Below are 19,059 nucleotides of genomic sequence, written 5' to 3'. Positions count from 1 at the left end.
GCCGGTGACCGGCCGCTACGGCTGGGTCAGCAACCTGGGCTCAGGAGCCCTCGACCGAGCCGAGCTTCGGCGGCTCCGGCGCGCTGCCGGACACCACCGTGCCGATGGTGGCCTTCCACAGCTTCGCCCAGGTGCCGTCCTGCTCGATCTTGGTCAGCCAGTCGTTGACGAACTTCTTGTACGCCGGGTCGTCCTTCGGCAGGCCGATCCCGTACGGCTCCGCGGTGAACGGCTGGCCGACCACCTTGACGTCGGAGTTCGTGGACGCGTCGCCGACCAGAATGCCCTGGTCCAGCACGTACGCGTCGACCCGGCCCTGCTGCACCGCCTGCAGGCAGTCGTTGTTCTCCTCGAACAGCTGCACCTTCGCCTTCGGCGCGAACTTCTTCAGGTCGTTCGCGGCCGTCGAGCTGGATTCGGTGGCGACCTTCTTGCCGTTCAGGTCCTTGACCGTCTTGATCGAGGTGTTGTCCTTCTTCACCAGGATCGCGTCACCGGAGGAGTAGTACGGCCCGGCGAACGCCACCTTCTGCGCCCGCTCCGGGGTGATCGTGTACGTCGCGAACACCGCGTTGACCGAGTGGTTCTGCAGCAGCGCCTCGCGCGTCTCGACCTGAACCTGCTTCATGTCGGTCTGCGGTTTGCCCGTGATGTACTTCGCGAGCATCTTCGCCAGGTCCGCGTCGAAACCGGTGAGCGTGCCCGAGGTCGGGTCCTTCAGGGAGAACAGCGGCGCGGAGGCGGTCCCGCCGTACACCAGTTTGCCGTCCGCCTTGATCTTCTTCAGCGTCGGGCTGTCCGGCAGGCTGGACGCCACCGGTGCGGAGCTGATGATCTTGTCGACGGTACTGGCCGAGCCGGAGCCGCCGGCCTTCGTGCTGCCGGCGTTCGGTGTCGCGGAGTTCCCGCTGCAGCCGGCCGCGGCGAGCAACGCACCCAGCAGCGGCACCGCGACCAGCGCGGCGCGCCGGCGTGCGCCGACCGTCCTGCTGATGCTCATTCCCTTACCTCCCAAGCGATGCCACGTCGGACGAGCCGCCGGCAGCACGTGTCGAGTCGGACGGATTCGCCAGCCGAGGTCCGACAGCTGGCCGTTCACGCACCGGTGTCGAGCACACGGTCAGTCGTGTACGGCCCACCATTCTTACACTGCGTGGCCCGCGCGGCGCGTTCGTTACCAGCCGGCAACCAGCATTCGGTAAGCCGGTACCGAGAGTTCCGGTTCGGATGCCGTCTGCCATCCCGCCGCCACGCCGGTCGCCGGGGTGGCATGGTGGCGGCATGGGCGATGCTGTCCGCGCCGACCGTGCCGCGCCCCGGGGCGCCGCCGGATCCGTCGCGTTCTCTTCCGGTACCGGCCGCGGCGTGCTGCTCGCGACAGTGCTCGCGTCCGGCATGGCGATGCTGGACGGAACGGTCGTCAACGTCGCGCTGCCGCACATCGGCGCGGATCTGCACGCCGAACTGTCCGGTCTACAGTGGACGATCACGGGGTACACGCTCACCCTGGCCGCACTGATCCTGCTCGGCGGCTCGCTCGGCGACCGGTACGGGCGGCGCCGGATCTTCGTGATCGGCACCATCTGGTTCGCCGCCGCCTCGGCGCTGTGCGGCCTGGCGCCGTCGATCGAGGTACTGATCGGGGCGCGGCTGTTGCAGGGCGTCGGCGGCGCGCTGCTGACCCCGGGTTCGCTGGCGCTGATCCAGGCCACGTTCCGCAAGGACGATCGGGCCCGGGCGATCGGCGCCTGGTCCGGCCTGGGCGGCGTCGCCACGGCGATCGGGCCACTCGTCGGTGGCTGGCTGGTCGACGCGGCCAGCTGGCGGTTCGTGTTCTACCTGAACCTGCCGCTCGCCGCGGTGGCCGTCGCGGTCACCCTGCGCTACGTGCCGGAGAGCCGGGACCCGCAGGACACCGGGCGGTTCGACGTGCTCGGCGCGGTGTTGTGCGCGCTGGGCCTGGCCGGCCTGACCTACGCGCTGGTCGAGCCGACCGACGCGGCGGGCCGGCCGGTCGGGCTGATCGCCGGCGTCCTCGGGGTCGCCGCGCTGGTGGCGTTCCTGCTGCGACAGCGGCGGGTGGCGAACCCGATGCTGCCGCTCGGCCTGTTCCGCTCCCGCACCTTCAGCACCATCAACGCGGTCACCTTCGCCGTGTACGCCGGCCTCAGCGGGCTGATGTTCTTCGTCGTGCTGCAACTGCAGACGGTCTCCGGCTACTCCGCCTTCGCGGCCGGCGTCTCGCTGCTGCCGTTCACGGTGATCATGCTGGCGCTGTCGGCCACCTCCGGCCGGGTCGCGCAGCAGATCGGCCCGCGTATCCAGCTGATCGTCGGGCCGGCGCTGACCGCGGTCGGGATGCTGCTGACGCTGCGGATCGGCCCGCACGCGAACTACCTGACCGACGTGCTGCCGGCGATCGTGGTGGTCGGGCTGGGCATGACCGTGGTGGTCGCGCCGCTGACCGCGACCGTGCTGGCCGCCGCCGACGAGCGGCACGCCGGCATCGCCAGCGGCGTCAACAACGCCGTCGCCCGCGCCGCCGGCCTGCTCGCGGTGGCCGCGCTGCCGCTCGCGGCCGGCCTCTCCGGCGCCGCCTACCGCGAACCGGCCGCTTTCGACCACGGGTTCCGCATTGCGATGGTGATCTGCGCCGGGCTGCTCGTGGTCGGTGCCGTGCTGTCGGCGGCGCTGCTGCGGCCGACCCACCGGTTGACCGCCGAACGGGCACCGACCTCCCGGGTGAGCTGCTCGGTCACCGGGCCGCCGGTCGAACCCAGCCGGGCCTCGGACGGCGCCTGACCCCCGATGCGGGGCCGGGAGGTGTTCGACCGCGACCCGGCGCGGGGCCGGACGGCGCTCGACCGCGACCCTGCTCGCGGCGTGCCCGACCGGGATCGGGACGGCAACCGACCGTCCCGGTGGCTCGGTTCGGGGTCGGACGACCCCGAACGGAAAGGACGACGCGATGCTGCTGGCGGACGAGCGGGCCGAGGTGGTGGCGGTGTGCCGCCGGCTGGTGGCCGAGCGACTGGTCGTCGGTACCGCCGGGAACGTCAGCGTGCGGGTCGGTGACCTGGTCGCGGTGACCCCGTCCGGCGTCGACTACGCCACCCTGACCGCCGACCAGGTCGGCGTGCACCGGCTGGACGGTACGCCGGTGCAGGCGCCGCTCGCGCCGACCAGCGAGGCGCCGATGCACCTCGCCTGCTACGCGGCCCGCCGGACCGGCGCGGTCGTGCACACCCACTCGGTCGCCGCCACCGCGCTGTCCTGCCTGGTCGACGAGGTACCGCCGGTGCACTACTACCTGGGGATGTTCGGCGGCCGGCTGCCCGTCGCGCGCTACGCCAGCTACGGCACCCCGCAGCTCGCCGAGAACATGCTGGCCGCGCTCGGCGACGGCACCGGCGTCCTGCTCGCCAACCACGGCGCCGTGACCCTCGGCGACACGCTCGCCGCCGCGTACGACCGGGCGGTCTACCTGGAGTACGTCTGCGACGTGGCGCTGCGGGTGCTCGGCGCCGGCCGCACCGCGCGGCTGCTCGACGAGACCGAACTCGCCGCCGTCAGCACCCGCCTCGCGCACTACGGCCAACCGCGCCGCTGACCCGCGCATCCGGCCGACCCGCGCCGCTGACCCGCGCACCCCGGGCGACCCGCGCCGCTGACCCGCGCGCTCTGGGTGACCCGCTCCGCGGACGCGCGCCCTGGGCGACCCGCTCCGCGGACGCGTGCGCTTCGGCCGACCCGCGTGTCCGGCCGGCGCCGGGTCGTCCGGCCGCTCAGTGCGGGCGGTCGCCCTCGCCGCCGCGGGCCAGGACGGCGAGGACGAGCTGGTGCACCGGCTCGGCGTCGGCCGCATCGTGCAGCGCGCACCGGCCGCCCTTCACCGTGTACCACTCGTCGGCGCCCTGGTACTGCACCTGCACGACCAGCCGCCGCTCGCCGTCCACCGTGGTACGCAGCGTGACCGGGCCGGTGATCACCCCGACCTCGTCGGTGTACACGCCACCCTGACCGGTGCTGAAGTCTCCCGAGTACGTCTGGCTCATGGCGCCGATCGTGCCGGCCGGCACGCCACCCCCGCCAGGTTTTGTCGGATGTCCGGCGCAGGCCCCGCCGGACATCCGCCGGCTCGGTCAGCAGTGGTTGGTGAGCATGTCGCTGAGCGCGGACTTCTCGGCACTGGTGATCGTCAGCTTCCAGACGTACTTGACCTGGATCCAGTTGCGGGCGTAGTAGCACCATTCGCCGGTGTTCGGCGGCTTCCACTGCGACGGGTCCTGGTCGCCCTTGGACTCGTTGCTCGACGCCGACACCGCGATCAGCTGCGGGTCGGTCAGGTCGTTCGCGAAGTCCTGCCGCTTCGCGGTGGTCCAGGCGGCGGCGCCGGACCGCCACGCGTCCGCGAGCGGCACGATGTGGTCGATCTGTACCTTGCTCGGGTCGGTGGTGGTGGTCTGGTCGTACACGCTGTACCAGGAGCCGGCGGTCGGGTAGCAGTCGTTGCCGACCGTGACGCCGTCGCCGTCGCGCTTGAGCACGACCTCGCGGGTGTTGCAGTTGTCGCCCTGGCTGATCCAGTGCGGGAACTTGTCCCGGCTGTACCCGTCCATCGAGCCCGGCGCCGTGACGGTCAGGGTGGCCAGGTGCGCCGCGGATTCGCTCGCCGACGGCGGGGTCGGTGGGTACGCCTGGGCGGGACCGGCCACCCCGATCGCCGCGAGGGTGCCGGCGGCCGCGACGGCGCCGAGCACGGTTCGGATTCGCATCTGTCCTCCTCCGTCATGAAACTTCCTACCTTGAGGGCATCATGCACGTTTTCTCCCGTGAGCGGGAGGGGACAATTACCTAACAAGTGCTGACCGAACGGCGTCGTACGGCTACCGGGTCAGTACGGCGGGAGGATGCCGCGCTGCAGCGCGGCGGTGACCGCGGCGGTGCGGTCCGAGACGCCGAGCTTGCCGAACGTGCGCAGCAGGTGCGTCTTGACCGTCGCCTCGCTGATCAGCAGCGCGCGGCCGATCTCCGCGTTCGTCCGGCCGGCGCCGACCAGCCGCAACACCTCGATCTCGCGCGAGGTCAGGCCGACCGGGGAACGCAGCCGCGACACCAGCTTCGCGGCGACCGACGGCGCCAGTACCGTCTCGCCGCGCGCCGCCGCCCGGATCGCCTGCGCGAGTTCCGCCCGGCCGGCGTCCTTGAGCAGGTACCCGGTGGCGCCGGCCTCGACCGCGCGCAGGATGTCGGCGTCGTTCTCGTACGTGGTGAGCACGACGACGCGGCACCGCGGCTGCTGCGCGAGCACCGCGAGGGTGGCGGCGACGCCGTCCCCGTTCGGCATCCGCAGGTCCATCAGCACCACGTCCGGGTCGCACGCGCGGGCGGCGACCACCGCCTCGGCCGCCGACCCGGCCTCGCCGACCACCTCGATGTCGGCCTCGGCGCCGAGCATGCCGCGCAGCCCCTCCCGGACCACCGGGTGGTCGTCGACCAGCAGCACCCGAATCATGCCGGCACGTCCACGGTCAGCCGGGTGCCCCGCCCGGCGGTACTGCTGATCGAAAGCCGGCCGCCGACCTGCGCGAGGCGTTCCCGCATCCCGTGCAGGCCGAAGCCGGCCGCGTCGGCGGGCTCGAACCCGACGCCGTCGTCGACCACCGTGAGCCGCACCGAGTCCGGCAGGTACCGCAGTCGCAGGCTGGCGGTGGCCGCGCGGGCGTGCCGGCGCACGTTGGTCAGCGACTCCTGGGCGCACCGCAACACGACCACCTCCGTACCGGCGGGCAACGGCCGCGGTTCGCCGACGAGCTCCCAGCCGGCGTCGATGCCGGTCTCCTCGCCGAGCCGGCCGGCCAGCCGGCGCAGCGCGTCCGGCAGCGACGCGCCGGTCAGGTTCGTCGGCGGCTGGGCGCCGACCAGGGCCCGGGCCTCGGCGAGGTTCTCCCGCGCCGCTCGCGCAGCCCGGTCCAGGTGCACCTTCGCCTGCTCCGGCGGGGCCGCCTCGGCCGCCTGCAGCAGCATCAGGATGCTGGTGAAGCCCTGCGCCAGGGTGTCGTGGATCTCCGCCGACAGCCGCTGCCGCTCGGCGAACGCGCCAGCCTCGCGTTCCGCCGCGGCGAGTTCGGCCCGCGCGTCGGCGAGCTGGGCGAGCAGGTCGGCCCGCTCCCGGCTCTGCTGGATGATCCGCTGGATCCACCACCCGAAGTAGCCGGCGAACACCAGGACGACCACGGCCACCCCGGTCGCGGCGAGCCCCGGGTAGGTGTGCTCGCCGGTCAGCGTGGCCACCGGGACCACGTTGCCGGCGAGGGTGGCGAGTACCGCCCAGCGCAGTGGCAGCAGCATGAACACCTGCGGGATCAGCGCGAACAGCAGGAACGAGCTGGACAGCGACGCCGCCTGCGCGGTGATCAGCAGCGCCAGCGCGACGAGCTGGTAGCAGGCGGTGCGGGCCGACACCGGCCGGGAGCGCACCGCCCGCCGGCCGACCAGGCCGTACCAGCCGGCCAGGACGACCAGCAGGGTCAGCGCGACGGTGCGACCGGCGCCTGCCCCCGAGTACCAGACGGCGGCGAGCGAGCCGGCCATCACGAGCCCGTAGTACGCGTCTCGGACGACGGCTCCCCGCGTCCACGCGTGCACCGCTGGGGCGGCCGGGTGCGTGCGGGCTGACGGGGGCTGCGGCACCGGCCAAGCATGCGGTACCGGATCAACTCGCCCGGAGCCGGGCGTACTCCGAGTCCAGCAGGTGCGCCGCGCCGCGCCCCTCGACCTCGATCTTCTCGCCGTCGGCCAGCACGATCCGGATCGGGTGCCAGCTGCGGCCCGGGGTCACGGTCAGCTCGGTGATGCGCTCCAGCGACACCTGGCCGACGTGCTCGCAGACCCGGTTGAGCATCGGGTCGGCCCGCCAGACGTGCAGCGCGGCGGCGGTGAGGCCGAGGATCATCGCGCCATCCAGCGGTACCTCGGTGCGTTCGGTGATCTTGTGTGCGGCGGCCCGGGCCGCCGGCCGGGCGATCAGGTAGTTGCCCAGCGGGGACAGCAGCCGGGTCAGCCCCAGCACCGTGTCGACCCGCGCGTACGCCGCCGCCAGCAGCGGTTCGCCCAGCTGCCGGGACAGCGCCGGGACCAGTTCGTCGTCCTTGAGATGCGTCATGTTGGTCAGCATCGCCGCGACCGCCGGGCACCGCCGTCGACCGATCCTCGACGCCGGTGTCCACCGTCCGGTGGACACCGGCCCGGACGGTAGCGTGACGGGATGACCGTACTGTCGGGCAAGGGCGCCGTCGTCACCGGCGGCTCACGCGGGATCGGGCGGGCGATCGTGCGGCGGCTCGCCGCCGACGGCGCGACCGTCGTCTTCAACTACGCCAGCAACACCGAGGCGGCGAACGCGGTCGCCGCCGAGGTACGCCAGGCCGGCGGTCGGGCGCATCCGGTCCGCGCCGATCTCGCCGAACCCGGTGCCGTCGACCAGCTGCTGGCCGCCGCCGGCGAGCAGCTGGACGGGCTGGACATCCTCGTCAACAACGCCGCCGTGGAGATCCCCGCGACCCCGCTCGCCGAGACCGACGAGGCGTTGTGGGACACCACCATGACGGTCAACGCGCGCACCGTCTTCCTGACCCTGCGGCACGCGGCGCGGACCATGCGCGACGACGGCCGGATCGTCAACCTGTCCACGCTCAACACGGTGCGGACGGTGCCGGGCATCGCCAGCTACGCGGCCAGCAAGGGTGCGGTCGAGCAGCTGACCCGGGTCGCCGCGGTGGAGTTGGGCCCGCGCGGCATCACCGTCAACGCGGTCTGCCCGGGCGCCACCGACACCGACCTGCTGCGGCACAGCAACACCGCCGAGTCGCTGGCCCGCATCCCGGCGATCACCCCGCTGCGCCGGCTGGGGGAACCGGCCGACATCGCCGACGTGGTCGGGATGCTGGTGGGGCCGGACGCCCGCTGGATCACCGGCCAGATCGTGCTGGCCACCGGCGGTCTCTGACCGGCAGCGGGATGGCGGTGGCCCCCTGGCCCGGTGCGGCGGCCGGCCCGCGGCCGCCGCACCCGGCGATCAGTGGGCGCGGTTGACGGCGCTGGTGACGGCGCGCAGCGAGGCGGTCGTGATGTTGGCGTCGATGCCGACCCCCCAGTAGGTGCGGTCGCCGATCTCGCACTCGACGTACGCAGCGGCCACCGCGTCACCGCCGCTGGTGAGCGCGTGCTCGGCGTAGTCCCGGACCCGCACCGTGACGTCCACATCGGACAGTGCCCGGACGAACGCGTCGATCGGGCCGTTGCCGGTGATCGTGGCGTCGTGCCGGGTGCCGTCGGCGGAGAACTCGATGCCGAGTTCCAGCTTGTCGTCGGTGGCCGACCGGGTCACGTAGTCGTGCACCACGACCCGCCGGTCGCTCTGGTGGTCCACCGAGTACTCCTGCTGGAAGATCTCCCAGATGCGGGCCGCGGCGACCTCGCCACCCTCGTCGTCGGTGTGCCGCTGCACCACGCCGGAGAACTCGATCTGCAGCCGCCGCGGCAGGTCCAGCCCGTACTCGGACTTCAGCAGGTAGGCGACGCCGCCCTTGCCGGACTGCGAGTTGACCCGGATGACCGCCTCGTAGCTGCGGCCCACGTCGTGCGGGTCGATCGGCAGGTACGGGATCTCCCAGGCGACCTCGTCGACCGGCACGTTGCGCGCCGCGGCTTCCGCCTCGCGGGCCTCGAACCCCTTCTTGATCGCGTCCTGGTGCGACCCGGAGAACGCGGTGAACACCAGGTCCCCGGCGTACGGGTGGCGCTCGTGCACGCCGATCTGGTTGCAGTACTCGACGGTGCGCCGGATCTCGTCGATGTCGGAGAAGTCGACCTGCGGGTCGATGCCCTGCGAGTACAGGTTCATGCCGAGGGTCACCAGGTCGACGTTGCCGGTGCGTTCCCCGTTGCCGAACAGGCAGCCCTCGATCCGGTCCGCCCCGGCCAGTACGGCCAGTTCGGCGTCGGCCACCGCGCAGCCGCGGTCGTTGTGGGTGTGTACCGACAGGCAGACGTGCTCGCGCCGGGACAGGTTGCGGCTCATGTACTCGATCTGGTCGGCGTACACGTTGGGGGTGGAGCGTTCGACCGTGCACGGGTAGTTCAGCACGATCTCCCGGCCCGGCCCGGGCTGCCAGACGTCCATCACCGCTTCGGAGATCTCGATCGCGAAGTCGAGCTCGGTGTCCATGAAGATTTCCGGCGAGTACTCGTAGCCGAACTCGGTGCCGGTCAGGTACTGCTCGGCGAACTTGACGACCGCCTGGCTGCCCTCGACCGCGATCGTCTTCGTCTGCGCCCGGCCGTCACCGGGGAAGCCGAACACGGTCTTGCGGAACACCGGGGCCGCCGCGTTGTACATGTGCACGGTGGCGTGCCGGGCGCCGACCAGGCTCTGCACGGTGCGCTCGATCAGGTGCTCGCGCGCCTGGGTCAGCACCGAGATCGTGACGTCGTCGGGGATCCGGCCGCCGTCGATCAGCTCCCGGACGAAGTCGAAGTCGGTCTGGCTGGCCGACGGGAAGCCGACCTCGATCTCCTTGTACCCCATGCGTACCAGCAGGTCGAACATGCGGCGCTTGCGTTCCGGGCTCATCGGGTCGACCAGCGCCTGGTTGCCGTCGCGCAGGTCGGTGGTCAGCCAGCGGGGCGCACGCTCGATGCGGTTGCCCGGCCAGGTACGGTCCGGCAGCTCCACCTTGTTGTAGCTGTGAAACGGCTGGTACCGGTGGTACGGCATCGGGGACGGCTGCTGGCGGTTGAACGTGGCGCCGGTCATCGCGGCGTACTCCTTCTTCGCGTGCTGCGGGGGAAAGCTACGAGACCCGACCGGTGCCGTGCGGGTGCGGCGCTCGGACGCGCCCGGCGGGGTGTGCCGCGGCGGGCCGAGATGCTGGTACGGGTGGACAACGGTGACGATCCTCGGGCGGCGACATCGTGTCGACAAGACGTCGTCAGAGGCCCAGGAAGGGCGAATGGCCCACACGGGAACGACCGGCGCGCGGCACCTCCGCGACGAGGTGCCAGCCGTTAACGGGCCTCGTCGCGGCAGCGAAGGAGAAGCAGGCCGCGGTACATATCGGTGGCCACGTTACGTCATCGCCGGCCGAACACGAAGCAGCCACCCACAGGCTGAGACATCTTTCACGCCGGCCGTGCCCGCCGCCGCGCACCCGCAGGGCTGCCGGTGCGCCGGGGGCCGGTGACCGGGATCCGGCGCCTCCGGGGGCGTTCCGGCGGTCGGCTCCGCCGTCAGGTGGTGAGGGTCGCGTCAGGTGGTGAGGGTGGTGAGGCGGTCGACGAGAGTGGTGGGTGCGGGGAGGGCGGCGATCTCGGCGCGTACCTCGGCGGCGGCGGTGGCCAGGGCCGGATCGGTGAGCAGGCGGTCCAGGGCGTCGGGGGTGAGCTCGTCGGTGGTGTCGACGGCGAGGCCGGCGCCGCGGTCGGCGAGCAGCTTCGCGTCGTAGCGGCGGTCGCCGGGCCCCGCCGCGACCAGCTGCGGTACCCCGAGGGCGAGCGCGGTGAGCATCGTGCCGGCACCGCCGTGGTGTACGAGCGCGGCGGCGGTGCGCAGCGCGGACGGCAGCGGTACCCACTCGACCCAGCGCGCGTTGTCCGGCAGCGGCCGGGTCATCAGTCGCCGGTCCGGGCGGACCAGCACGATCTCCGCGTCGAGCCGCGCGCCGGCCGCGAGGGTGGCGGCCATCAGCCGGTCCGGGCGGCGGCCGGTGGCGGTGGGGCGGGTGACGAGGATGCGGGGCCGGTCCGGCGGCGGTTCGCGCAGCCAGCCGGGCAGCTCGCCGGCCGCCGCGTACGGCACGTACCGCATCGGCCAGCCGGGGCGCTCGCCGACCAGGCTCGCCGGCGCGACCGTGAACGTACCGATCGGGTCGGTGCCGGCCATCGTGCCGAGCCGGGCGAGGATCGCGGCGGCGATCGGCCGCCCCTCGCGCAGCGAGATCTCGTGCAGCACGGCGGGCAGCGCGTGTTCGGCGGCGACGGTGGCGGCGATGGGCGCGCTCGGTTCGTACACCACGATCTGCGGGGCGAACGACGCGACCAGGTCCGCGAGCGGTTGGCGCAGCCGCCGGTTGATCTCGGCGAGGCGGACCACGGCGGCGCGGGTTCCGGCCGTACCGGCGTGCTCGGCGCGGGCCAGCAGCGGGTGGCGCAGCGCGACCCGGCGCGCGACCGGCTGGTACCGGAAGCCGGGGAGCAGGTCGTCGACGGCGACGCCGGCGTCGGTGGCGGCCGGTCCGGCGCTCGCCAGCCGTACCTCGTGACCGGCGGTGCGTAGCGCGTCGGCCAGCGGCACCAGCGGGAACAGGTGCCCCAGCAGCGGCGCGGCGACCAGCAGTGCCCTCATCGGCGCGGCTGGTCCGGACCGGTGTTCATCGCTCGATCGTGGCACGCCGGCGGCCCGGGCAGATCCGCCGGTCGGTCACGTTCCCGTCCGGCGCGCCGACCGGTGATCGTGGCGCGACCCACCGGTCGGGTTCCCGGCCGGTGGCCGTGGCAGGTCGGGGCGCGGGGTCGTCGGGCGGATCGGGTGCTCGGCCGGTGGCCGTGGCGGATCGTCGGGCGGGTCAGGTTCGCGATGGGTGGGGGTGGCGAGTCGGTGGGTCGGGGAGCTGGGCCAGTTGGGCAAGGATCTCGGCCGGTGCGTCGAACGCGACGAGTTTCTGGTCGGCGACGTCGGCGACGGTGAGTACCAGGTGGTCCAGCCGGAACTCGCCGAGCGCGGGGTGGCGGAGCAGCTTGTGGCCGCTGCCGACGCGGGTGATCTGGTGTCGCGGCCACCAGGCGCGTACCTCGGCGCTGGCCGCGTGCAGCCGGTCGGTCAGCGCCGTGAACGACGGGTCGTCCGGGTAGCGCGTGGCCGTGGCCCGGTAGCGGCCGAGCAGCGCGGCGGCCTCGCGCTCCCATTCGACCAGCACCTCGCGCGCGTGCGGGTCGGTGAACATCCACCAGACGATGTTGCGGTCGGCGACCGGCACCGCCAGCCAGTCTGTCCACAGTAGACGGACGGAGCGGTTCGCGGCGAGCACGTCGAACCGCCGCCCGGTCACGTACGCCGGGGCCGGGTCGAGCCGGTCGACCAGGGCGCCGAGCCCCGGGGCCAGCGTCTCCGCGGCCGGCGGTTCGGTGACCGGCGGCGCGCCGTGCACCAGCTCGTGCAGGTGCGCGCGCTCGCCCTCGTCGAGTCGCAGCGCGCTCGCCAGCGCGTCGAGTACCTGCCGGGACGGTGTCACCGCCCGCCCCTGCTCCAGGAACGTGTAGTAGGTCGGGGAGATCGCGGCGAGCGCGGCCACCTCCTCGCGGCGCAACCCGCTGGTCCGGCGCCGGTTGCCGGCCGGCAGGCCCACCTCGGCCGGGCTCAGCCGCTCTCGCCGGGAGCGCAACATCTCGCCCAGTTCGCGGGGATTCGGCGCCATCCTGGTACTCCCGGTACTGGTAACAACGGCAGCGGGACACCACTGTACGGCCGCCCTAGCGTCGGGGACATGCAGAAACGCACACTCGGCGACTCGCTGACCGTCTCCGCCCTCGGGCTCGGCTGCATGGGCATGTCCCAGGGATACGGACCGGCCGACGACGACGCCTCGCTCGCCACCCTGCACCGCGCGCTCGAGCTCGGTGTCACGCTGCTGGACACCGCGCAGAGCTACGGCGCCGGGCACAACGAACGGCTGCTGTCCCGGCTGCTCGCCACCCGCCGGGACGAGATCACGCTGGCGACGAAGTTCGGCATCGTCCGGGACGCCGACGGCACCCGGCTGGACGCCCACCCGGACCGGGTCGCCGGGTACTGCGACGCGTCGCTGCGGCGGCTCGGCGTCGACACCATCGACCTCTACTACCTGCACCGGCCCGACCCGGCGGTACCGGTCGAGGACACGATCGGCGCGATGGCGGCGCTGGTGACCGCGGGCAAGGTGCGCCATCTCGGGATCTCCGAGCCGAGCCCGGCGCAGCTCGCCGCGGCCGCCGCGGTGCACCCGATCGCCGCGGTACAGAGCGAGTGGTCGCTGTGGTGGCGGGAGCTGGAGGACGAGGTGGTGCCGACCGCGCGCCGGCTCGGCATCGGCGTCGTGCCGTACTCGCCGCTGGGTTCCGGCATCCTCGCCGGCGTCACGTCCGCCGCGCCGTTCCGGGACCGCGATCCGCGCTACGCCGGCGCCGATCGCGAGCGCAACCTGGCCCTGCTGGGCGAGGTCCAGGCGATCGCGGCGGAACGCGGGGTCAGCTCCGGCCAGCTCGCGCTCGCCTGGCTGCTGGCGCAGGGCGACGACGTGGTACCGATCCCGGGCACCCGCAACGCCGACCGGCTCGCCGAGAACGCCGCCGCGGCCGACATCGTCCTGACCGCCGTCGAACTCGACCGGCTGGAGACCGCGGTACCACGGGGCGCCTGGGCCGGTGATCGCAACTCCTTCGCCGCGCACGGCGCCACCCGCACCGGGTGACCGGACCAGCCCACTAATTACTAGACGCTACGTCTCGTTAATGGATAGGGTGGTGGGACCGGCCGGAGCCGGTGTGCACGCCGCCCGGCGGGCCCTGCCCCGGCCGCACCACCACGCGGCAGGGAGCGACGGATGCCCGATCGGATCATCGTGATCACCGGCTCGACGGACGGACTGGGCCGGGCCCTCGCCGGCGACCTCGCCCGCGAGGCCGCCATCACCCTCGTCCTGCACGGGCGAGACCAGCACCGGCTCGACCAGCTGGCCGACGACCTCGCCGGCGAGCCGGCCACGATCCGCACCGTCCGCGCCGACCTGTCCGAACTGGCGCAGGTGCACCGGCTCGCGGACCAGATCGCCGAGCACACCCCGTACGTGTCGGTGCTGGTCAACAACGCGGGCGTCGGCGGCGGCGAACCGGACGGCACCGACCGCCGGGTCACCGTCGACGGCTACGAGCTGCGGTTCGCCGTCAACCACCTCGCCGCGTTCGCGCTGACCCGGCGGCTGCTGCCGCTGCTCGACCGCGGCGCGCCGGCCCGGGTGGTCGACGTCGCCTCCCTGGGGCAGGCCCCGATCGACTTCGACGACCCGTTCCTGGAGCACGGCTACAGCGGCATGCGCGCGTACGGTCAGTCCAAGCTCGCGATGATCACCACCGGTCTGGTGTTCGCCCGGCAACTCGACCCGCGCCGGGTGACGGTCAACAGCCTGCACCCGGCCACGTACATGCCGACCAAGATGGTGCTGCAGACGGTCGGGCACAGCGTCGACTCGCTCGAGACCGGCCTGCACGCGACGCGGCGCCTCGTCCTCGACCCCGCGCTCGACGGGGTCACCGGGCAGTTCTACGACCGGACCACGGTGGCGCGGGCGCACCCCGACGCGTACGACCCGCGCATCCAGCAGCAGCTCTGGGACCTCAGCGTCCGGCTCACCGAGCGCAGGTAGCGAACGCCGGTGGCCGGTGTCACGCCCTCGGCCCGGTACGCCGGAACGGTGTCACGCCCTACGGTCCGGCATGCCGGACCGTAGGGTCGGGGAATGACTGAGGCGCAGCCGGTACGGGTGGGACTGGTCGGGGCGGGGCCGTGGGCGCGGGGGATGCACGCGCCGATGCTGGCCGCCGGGCCGGAGACGGAGCTGGTCGGCGTCTGGGCCCGCCGGCCCGAGGCGGCACGGGAACTGGCCGCCGCGCACGGCACCGAGGCATACGACGACTACGCCGCGCTGCTCGCGCACTGCGAGGCGGTCGCGTTCGCCGTACCGCCCGATGTGCAGGCGACGATGGCGGTCGAGGCGGCGCGGGCGGGCAAGGCGCTGCTGCTGGACAAGCCGATCGGGCTCACCCTGGCCGAGGCGGCCGCGCTGACCGAGGCGGTCGACGCGGCCGGGGTGGTCAGCCAGCTGACGCTGAGCAACCGGTACCGGCCGCGGGTGCGCGAGTTCCTGACCCGGGCGGCGGCGTTCGACACCTACGGTGCCCAGGCGCGCCAGCTGACCGGTGCGTTCATCGCCGGCGACTACGCGCACGGCTGGCGGCTGGAACACGGCGCGCTGCACGACATCGGCCCGCACGCGCTCGATCTGCTGGACGCCGCCGTGGGCGCCATCGAGCAGGTGACCGCCGCCGGCGACTCCCGCCGGTACCTGACCCTGACCTGCCGGCACGCCGGCGGCGCGGTCAGCCAGCTCGCGCTGTCCGGCGTGGTGCCCCGCACCGGCGACGGCCGGTACGAGACCTTCGAACTGTTCGGCCCGACCGGCGCGCTGTCGCTGGACTTCGCCGAACTGTCCGCCGACACCGCCGACGACGCCGAACGCTGGGCGACGCTGCGCCGCGAGTTCGCCGCCGCGGTCCGCGCCGGCCGCCCCGCCGACCTGGACGTGCACCGCGGCCTGTACCTGCAACGCCTCATCGACCAGGCCCAGCGCAGCCTCTGACCGCCCGCCCAACGTCGACACGGGAGCCGTGCCCGCTCGCGCCGCGGCCCGGATCCGCCCGTCCGCGCGGCGGATCCGGCCGCGGCCGGCGAGCCCGCGCCGGTCAGGTGAAGGCGGTCAGCTCGGCGACGACCAGTGCGGTGAGGCACAGCCCGGCGATCAGGTAGATCACGGCCCACGTCTGCATCTGGATCCCGTACAGGGTGTGGTCGGGGCCGTCGCGGTTGAGCCGGCGGCCGACGATCCAGGTCGGCACGCAGCCGGAGAAGATGCCCGCGGTCCCGGCGGCGTCGGCCAGCGTCGGCTCGAACGCGATGATGACCCCGAACCCGAGCGCCATGCCGGCGGCGAGGAAGGGGATGGTCAGCCAGCCCCAGCCGCTCCAGCCGATGACGAGGCGCAACATACCGGACATGGTAGCCGGTACCCCTGACACGGAACGCCTACGTGCCGAACCGGCCGAACGGCCCACCGGTCAGGTGTGGGCCGGTTCGGGGACGGGCTCCGGCTCGGTACGGGTGCGGCGCAGTGCCGGGGTGGTCAGCGCGACGGCGACGACGCCGACCAGGCAGGCGAGACCGCCGGACAGCAGGGCCGCGGTACCGGAGGTCCAGCCGGCGACCAGGCCGCCGCGCAGGTTGCCCAGGTCCGGCCCGGCCTGGCCGACCGCCTGCTCGGCCGCCGCGACCCGGCCGCGCAACGCGTCCGGCGTGGCGAGCTGGACGATCGTGCTGCGGGAGACGACCGACACGGTGTCGGCGGCGCCGGCGACGGCCAGGAACCCGAGGCCGAGCCACGCGTTCGGCGCGACGGCGAACCCCGCCAGGGCGACCCCCCAGGTGGCGGCGCCGGCGAGCATCGCGCGGCCGGGCCGGGCCCGGCGGGTGAACGTACCGGACAGCGCCGAGGCGACCACGCCGCCGACCGCGATCGAGGTCAGGAACAGGCCGTACGTGCGGGGGTTGTCGCCGAACCGCTCCGCGTTGATGATCGGGAACAGGCTCATCGGCATCGCGAGCACGGTCGCGGCCAGGTCCGTGAGCAGCGCCCCGCGCACGATCGGGGTGCGCACCAGGAACGCCAGCCCGTCGGTGACGCCGCGCAGGCCGGGCCGAGACGACTCGCCGTCCGGCCGCATCGCGGGCAGCCGGGCCGCGCCGTAGAAGGCGAGCAGGAAGCTGATCGCGTCGATCAGGTAGCAGCCGCCGACGCCGAAGGCGCCGATCACCAGCCCGGCCACCGCCGGCCCGACCAGCATCGTGCCCTGGAACGAGATCCGGCTCAGCGCCAGCCCGGCGGCGAGCTGCTGCGGCGGAAGCAGCCGGGGGATGAACGTGCGGGCCGCGGGGCCGCCGGCCGACACGAAGCAGTACTGCACGGCGACGAGCGCGAGGACCGCGATCGCCGGGACGACACCGGCGAAGCCCTGCACCGCGAGCAGCACCGAGCACAGCGCCTGCCCGGTCAGCGCGATCAGGTACAACCGGCGCCGGTCGACCCGGTCCACCAGGCTGCCGGCGGCGAAGCCGACCGCGATCAGCGGTACCGCCTGGGCGATGCCGACCGCGCCGGTCCACACGGTGCTGTGGGTCAGCTGCCAGACCTGGTACGGCACCGCGACCATGGTGGCCTGGCTGCCGAAGCCGGAGAACACCCCGCCGAGCCAGAGCCGCCGGTATGCCGGCGAGGTGCGCAGCGGCGTCACGTCCAGCAGCGCGTTGCTCACACCCATCGCGGGTCCCGGTCGAGTCGGTCCCGGATCCGGTCGTGGAAGCTCCTGCGCGCCAACGCTTCCTGGATATCGGTGACGACCCGGGTCAGCGGGTACGGCAGCTCGTCCTCCAGGTCGGCGATCGCGGCCTCGGTGGCCTCCCACTCGGCGGCGAGCCGGTCGACCAGCCGGGTCGCCTTCGCGGTGAGCGTCACCCGCTTGCTGCGCGCGTCGGGGCCGGGCACGGTGCGGACCAGGCCGGCGGCGCGCATCGCGGCCACCTTCTGGCTCTCCCCCGAGTGGGTCACCTGCACCGACCGGGCCAGCTCGGCGATGGTCATCGGGCCGCGCCGGTGCAGCCGGATCAGCTCCATCACCCAGGTGGGCCGCAGCCCGTCGATCGCCGCCTCGGCGTAGATCGTCGCGATCTCGTCGTCCAACGCTGACAGCAGCAGCCGGACCGGTCGCCACCGGCTGCGCTCGGTCGGGTCGTCCACGTGTTCGTCGGTCACGCCGGCAAATATAACAGCACTTATATAAGCACTGTCAATTCTGCTTCCGGGCGACGATCGCCTGACTCACCACCCAGGCGGCCGCCGAAGCGAGCACCGCCGCCGGAATCGCGTCCGTACCGGCGCGGCCGACCAGCAGCGACGCGAAGATCAACGGGGAGAACAGCAGCCGGGCCTGCGCCGCCATCCCGGCCGCCGTACCGACCGCGATCGCGAGCGTCGGCGACACTCCGAACGCCACCGTGGCCACCGCCGCCAACGCGACGCCGAGGAACAGCGCCGGGAAGATCGGCCCGCCGCGAAACCCGCAGCCCAGGCTCACCACGTACGCCAGCGTCTTGGCGACGAGCAGCACCAGCACCAGGCCGACGCTGCTGGCGCCGACCACCGCCGGCAGCGACGTCTGCCCGGAGAACAGCACGTCGGCCGAGTCCGCGCCGAGCCAGGTCGCGGCCAGCGCCAGCAGGCCCACCACCAGGCCACCACCGGCGAGAACCGGTGCCGTCCCGAGCCGCTGCTGCAGCCGCTCCACCCGCGTCGCGGCCCGATGCACCACGGCGAGCAGCAGCGCCGCCAGCACACCGACGACGACCGCGACGAGCAGGTCGTACAGGTGCAGGCCGTGGTAGCCGGGCAGGTGCGGGATGGTCAGGCCGGGCGCGTTCAGGCCGCCCCAGGAGCCGAACCCGATGAAGATCACGTACCCGATCGCGGCGGCCACCAGGCCGGGCAGCAGCAACGGCAGCAGCGCGGTACCGGCCGCGAGGCCGATCTCCATGAGCAGCATTCCGGCCACCACCGGGCCGGCGAACAGCGCCGAGATCGAGGCGAACGACCCGGCCCGTGCCAGTACCTGGGTGCGCTTCGGATCGAGCCGTACCAGCCGGGACGCCGCCACCCCCAGCGCCGAGCCGAGCGCGACCACCGGCGCCTCCGGCCCGAGTACCGCACCGAACGACAACGTGCCCAGCGCGGCGAGCGCCACGCCCGGGGCGGCGGCGGGCGGAGTCACCTCGCCACCGAGCCCCTGCAACGGCCGGTGCCCGCCGTCGCCCGGCAGGAACCGCCGCACCGCGACCACGATCAGCGCGCCCACCAGCGGCAACCCGACCACCAGGTACCAGGGCGGGGCGCGGTGGTGCAATGCCGACGGCAGGTCGGTCCACAGCCAGTGCTCCAGGAAGTGCACCAGGGCGAGGAAGCCGGCCGCGGCGAACGCGGCCGGGACGCCGATCGCGGCGCCCAGCAGTACCAACCGCAGCAGCCCCGCGCCGGACACGCTGCCGCGGCCCGTCGCCGACCCCGTCGCCCCGTCCACCGCCGCTCCCCGGCTCGCCGGCCCCGTACCGTCACGCTACGGCCGCCGCCGGTCCGGGACCCGCCAGTC

At 73.5% G+C, this 19,059-nt stretch carries 19 protein-coding genes; 6 read left to right on the top strand and 13 right to left on the bottom strand.

The features are described from left to right. Positions 1-40 precede the first annotated feature (40 nt). Positions 41-1,000, bottom strand: coding sequence for a glutamate ABC transporter substrate-binding protein (locus Asera_RS04180; protein WP_030448360.1), 960 nt, complete (start codon positions 998-1,000; stop codon positions 41-43). 281 nt (positions 1,001-1,281) lie between these two features. Between Asera_RS04180 and Asera_RS04175 the strand changes: the two genes are divergently transcribed. Both Asera_RS04175 and Asera_RS04170 read left to right on the top strand, forming a co-directional pair. Beyond that, a complete protein-coding gene (locus tag Asera_RS04175; protein ID WP_030448359.1) occupies positions 1,282-2,802 on the top strand; it encodes an MFS transporter in 1,521 nt (506 codons plus the stop codon). A gap of 166 nt (positions 2,803-2,968) precedes the next feature. After that, positions 2,969-3,610, top strand: coding sequence for a class II aldolase/adducin family protein (locus Asera_RS04170; RefSeq protein WP_030448358.1), 642 nt, complete (start codon positions 2,969-2,971; stop codon positions 3,608-3,610). A gap of 175 nt (positions 3,611-3,785) precedes the next feature. Here Asera_RS04170 and Asera_RS04165 read toward each other — a convergent pair whose 3' ends face one another. From Asera_RS04165 to Asera_RS04145, 5 genes are all read right to left on the bottom strand, one after another. Then, positions 3,786-4,055, bottom strand: a complete 270-nt coding sequence (locus tag Asera_RS04165; protein ID WP_030448357.1) for a hypothetical protein — start codon at positions 4,053-4,055, stop codon at positions 3,786-3,788. Between the two features lie 87 nt (positions 4,056-4,142). Then, positions 4,143-4,775 (bottom strand): HNH endonuclease family protein, encoded by a 633-nt coding sequence (locus tag Asera_RS04160; protein ID WP_030448356.1) that lies wholly within the window; start codon positions 4,773-4,775, stop codon positions 4,143-4,145. A 119-nt stretch (positions 4,776-4,894) separates the two neighbouring features. Then, entirely contained in the window at positions 4,895-5,515 is a 621-nt protein-coding gene (locus Asera_RS04155) for a response regulator (RefSeq protein WP_030448355.1), read from the bottom strand. Further along, positions 5,512-6,693, bottom strand: a complete 1,182-nt coding sequence (locus tag Asera_RS04150; protein ID WP_157035055.1) for a sensor histidine kinase — start codon at positions 6,691-6,693, stop codon at positions 5,512-5,514. The genes Asera_RS04155 and Asera_RS04150 overlap by 4 nt, the downstream gene beginning before the upstream one ends. Before the next feature lie 22 nt (positions 6,694-6,715). Continuing rightward, positions 6,716-7,165, bottom strand: a complete 450-nt coding sequence (locus Asera_RS04145; RefSeq protein WP_157035054.1) for a hypothetical protein — start codon at positions 7,163-7,165, stop codon at positions 6,716-6,718. Positions 7,166-7,267: 102 nt separating this feature from the next. Between Asera_RS04145 and Asera_RS04140 the strand changes: the two genes are divergently transcribed. Next, positions 7,268-8,008, top strand: a complete 741-nt coding sequence (locus Asera_RS04140) for an SDR family oxidoreductase (protein WP_030448352.1) — start codon at positions 7,268-7,270, stop codon at positions 8,006-8,008. Positions 8,009-8,077: 69 nt separating this feature from the next. On the opposite strand, the gene leuA is transcribed toward Asera_RS04140, so the two are convergent. The 3 genes from leuA to Asera_RS04125 all read right to left on the bottom strand — a co-directional run bounded on the left by leuA (position 8,078) and on the right by Asera_RS04125 (position 12,473). Continuing rightward, positions 8,078-9,817, bottom strand: coding sequence for a 2-isopropylmalate synthase (leuA, locus tag Asera_RS04135; RefSeq protein ID WP_030448351.1), 1,740 nt, complete (start codon positions 9,815-9,817; stop codon positions 8,078-8,080). 492 nt (positions 9,818-10,309) lie between these two features. Continuing rightward, entirely contained in the window at positions 10,310-11,404 is a 1,095-nt protein-coding gene (locus Asera_RS04130) for a nucleotide disphospho-sugar-binding domain-containing protein (protein WP_030448350.1), read from the bottom strand. Positions 11,405-11,624: 220 nt separating this feature from the next. Continuing rightward, positions 11,625-12,473 (bottom strand): helix-turn-helix transcriptional regulator, encoded by an 849-nt coding sequence (locus Asera_RS04125; RefSeq protein WP_051802720.1) that lies wholly within the window; start codon positions 12,471-12,473, stop codon positions 11,625-11,627. A 69-nt stretch (positions 12,474-12,542) separates the two neighbouring features. Here Asera_RS04125 and Asera_RS04120 point away from each other — a divergent pair, with 69 nt between their 5' ends. The 3 genes from Asera_RS04120 (at position 12,543) to Asera_RS04110 (ending at position 15,449) form a co-directional block, all read left to right on the top strand. Further along, positions 12,543-13,505 (top strand): aldo/keto reductase, encoded by a 963-nt coding sequence (locus Asera_RS04120; RefSeq protein WP_030448348.1) that lies wholly within the window; start codon positions 12,543-12,545, stop codon positions 13,503-13,505. A gap of 132 nt (positions 13,506-13,637) precedes the next feature. Further along, complete coding sequence (locus Asera_RS04115; protein ID WP_030448347.1) at positions 13,638-14,456, top strand: SDR family NAD(P)-dependent oxidoreductase; 819 nt, start codon at positions 13,638-13,640, stop codon at positions 14,454-14,456. A 93-nt stretch (positions 14,457-14,549) separates the two neighbouring features. After that, positions 14,550-15,449 (top strand): Gfo/Idh/MocA family protein, encoded by a 900-nt coding sequence (locus Asera_RS04110; RefSeq protein WP_030448346.1) that lies wholly within the window; start codon positions 14,550-14,552, stop codon positions 15,447-15,449. Positions 15,450-15,552: 103 nt separating this feature from the next. Here the strand turns inward: Asera_RS04110 and Asera_RS04105 are convergent, their stop codons facing one another. The 4 genes from Asera_RS04105 to Asera_RS04090 all read right to left on the bottom strand — a co-directional run bounded on the left by Asera_RS04105 (position 15,553) and on the right by Asera_RS04090 (position 18,990). Continuing rightward, entirely contained in the window at positions 15,553-15,855 is a 303-nt protein-coding gene (locus Asera_RS04105; RefSeq protein WP_030448345.1) for a hypothetical protein, read from the bottom strand. A 69-nt stretch (positions 15,856-15,924) separates the two neighbouring features. Continuing rightward, positions 15,925-17,181 (bottom strand): MFS transporter, encoded by a 1,257-nt coding sequence (locus Asera_RS04100; protein ID WP_030448344.1) that lies wholly within the window; start codon positions 17,179-17,181, stop codon positions 15,925-15,927. Beyond that, on the bottom strand, positions 17,172-17,672 hold the full coding sequence (locus Asera_RS04095) for a MarR family winged helix-turn-helix transcriptional regulator (RefSeq protein ID WP_035297924.1): 501 nt from the start codon (positions 17,670-17,672) through the stop codon (positions 17,172-17,174). Before Asera_RS04095 ends, Asera_RS04100 begins: the two co-directional genes overlap by 10 nt. 34 nt (positions 17,673-17,706) lie before the next feature. Then, positions 17,707-18,990, bottom strand: coding sequence for a chloride channel protein (locus Asera_RS04090; protein ID WP_051802719.1), 1,284 nt, complete (start codon positions 18,988-18,990; stop codon positions 17,707-17,709). Positions 18,991-19,059 lie beyond the last annotated feature (69 nt).

The organism is Actinocatenispora sera (assembly GCF_018324685.1).
In the GTDB taxonomy this organism is placed as follows: Bacteria; Actinomycetota; Actinomycetes; order Mycobacteriales; family Micromonosporaceae; genus Actinocatenispora; species Actinocatenispora sera.
Note: the sequence above shows the minus strand (reverse complement) of the source record. Positions and strands in the feature narration are given on the sequence as shown.

Coding starts and splice junctions, on each gene's coding strand:
- Asera_RS04180 (WP_030448360.1), bottom strand. CDS start 1,000: ATGAGCATCAGCAGGACGGTCGGCGCACGCCGGCGCGCCGCGCTGGTC.
- Asera_RS04175 (WP_030448359.1), top strand. CDS start 1,282: ATGGGCGATGCTGTCCGCGCCGACCGTGCCGCGCCCCGGGGCGCCGCC.
- Asera_RS04170 (WP_030448358.1), top strand. CDS start 2,969: ATGCTGCTGGCGGACGAGCGGGCCGAGGTGGTGGCGGTGTGCCGCCGG.
- Asera_RS04165 (WP_030448357.1), bottom strand. CDS start 4,055: ATGAGCCAGACGTACTCGGGAGACTTCAGCACCGGTCAGGGTGGCGTG.
- Asera_RS04160 (WP_030448356.1), bottom strand. CDS start 4,775: ATGCGAATCCGAACCGTGCTCGGCGCCGTCGCGGCCGCCGGCACCCTC.
- Asera_RS04155 (WP_030448355.1), bottom strand. CDS start 5,515: ATGATTCGGGTGCTGCTGGTCGACGACCACCCGGTGGTCCGGGAGGGG.
- Asera_RS04145 (WP_157035054.1), bottom strand. CDS start 7,165: ATGACGCATCTCAAGGACGACGAACTGGTCCCGGCGCTGTCCCGGCAG.
- Asera_RS04140 (WP_030448352.1), top strand. CDS start 7,268: ATGACCGTACTGTCGGGCAAGGGCGCCGTCGTCACCGGCGGCTCACGC.
- leuA (WP_030448351.1), bottom strand. CDS start 9,817: ATGACCGGCGCCACGTTCAACCGCCAGCAGCCGTCCCCGATGCCGTAC.
- Asera_RS04130 (WP_030448350.1), bottom strand. CDS start 11,404: ATGAGGGCACTGCTGGTCGCCGCGCCGCTGCTGGGGCACCTGTTCCCG.
- Asera_RS04125 (WP_051802720.1), bottom strand. CDS start 12,473: ATGGCGCCGAATCCCCGCGAACTGGGCGAGATGTTGCGCTCCCGGCGA.
- Asera_RS04120 (WP_030448348.1), top strand. CDS start 12,543: ATGCAGAAACGCACACTCGGCGACTCGCTGACCGTCTCCGCCCTCGGG.
- Asera_RS04115 (WP_030448347.1), top strand. CDS start 13,638: ATGCCCGATCGGATCATCGTGATCACCGGCTCGACGGACGGACTGGGC.
- Asera_RS04110 (WP_030448346.1), top strand. CDS start 14,550: ATGACTGAGGCGCAGCCGGTACGGGTGGGACTGGTCGGGGCGGGGCCG.
- Asera_RS04105 (WP_030448345.1), bottom strand. CDS start 15,855: ATGTTGCGCCTCGTCATCGGCTGGAGCGGCTGGGGCTGGCTGACCATC.
- Asera_RS04100 (WP_030448344.1), bottom strand. CDS start 17,181: ATGGGTGTGAGCAACGCGCTGCTGGACGTGACGCCGCTGCGCACCTCG.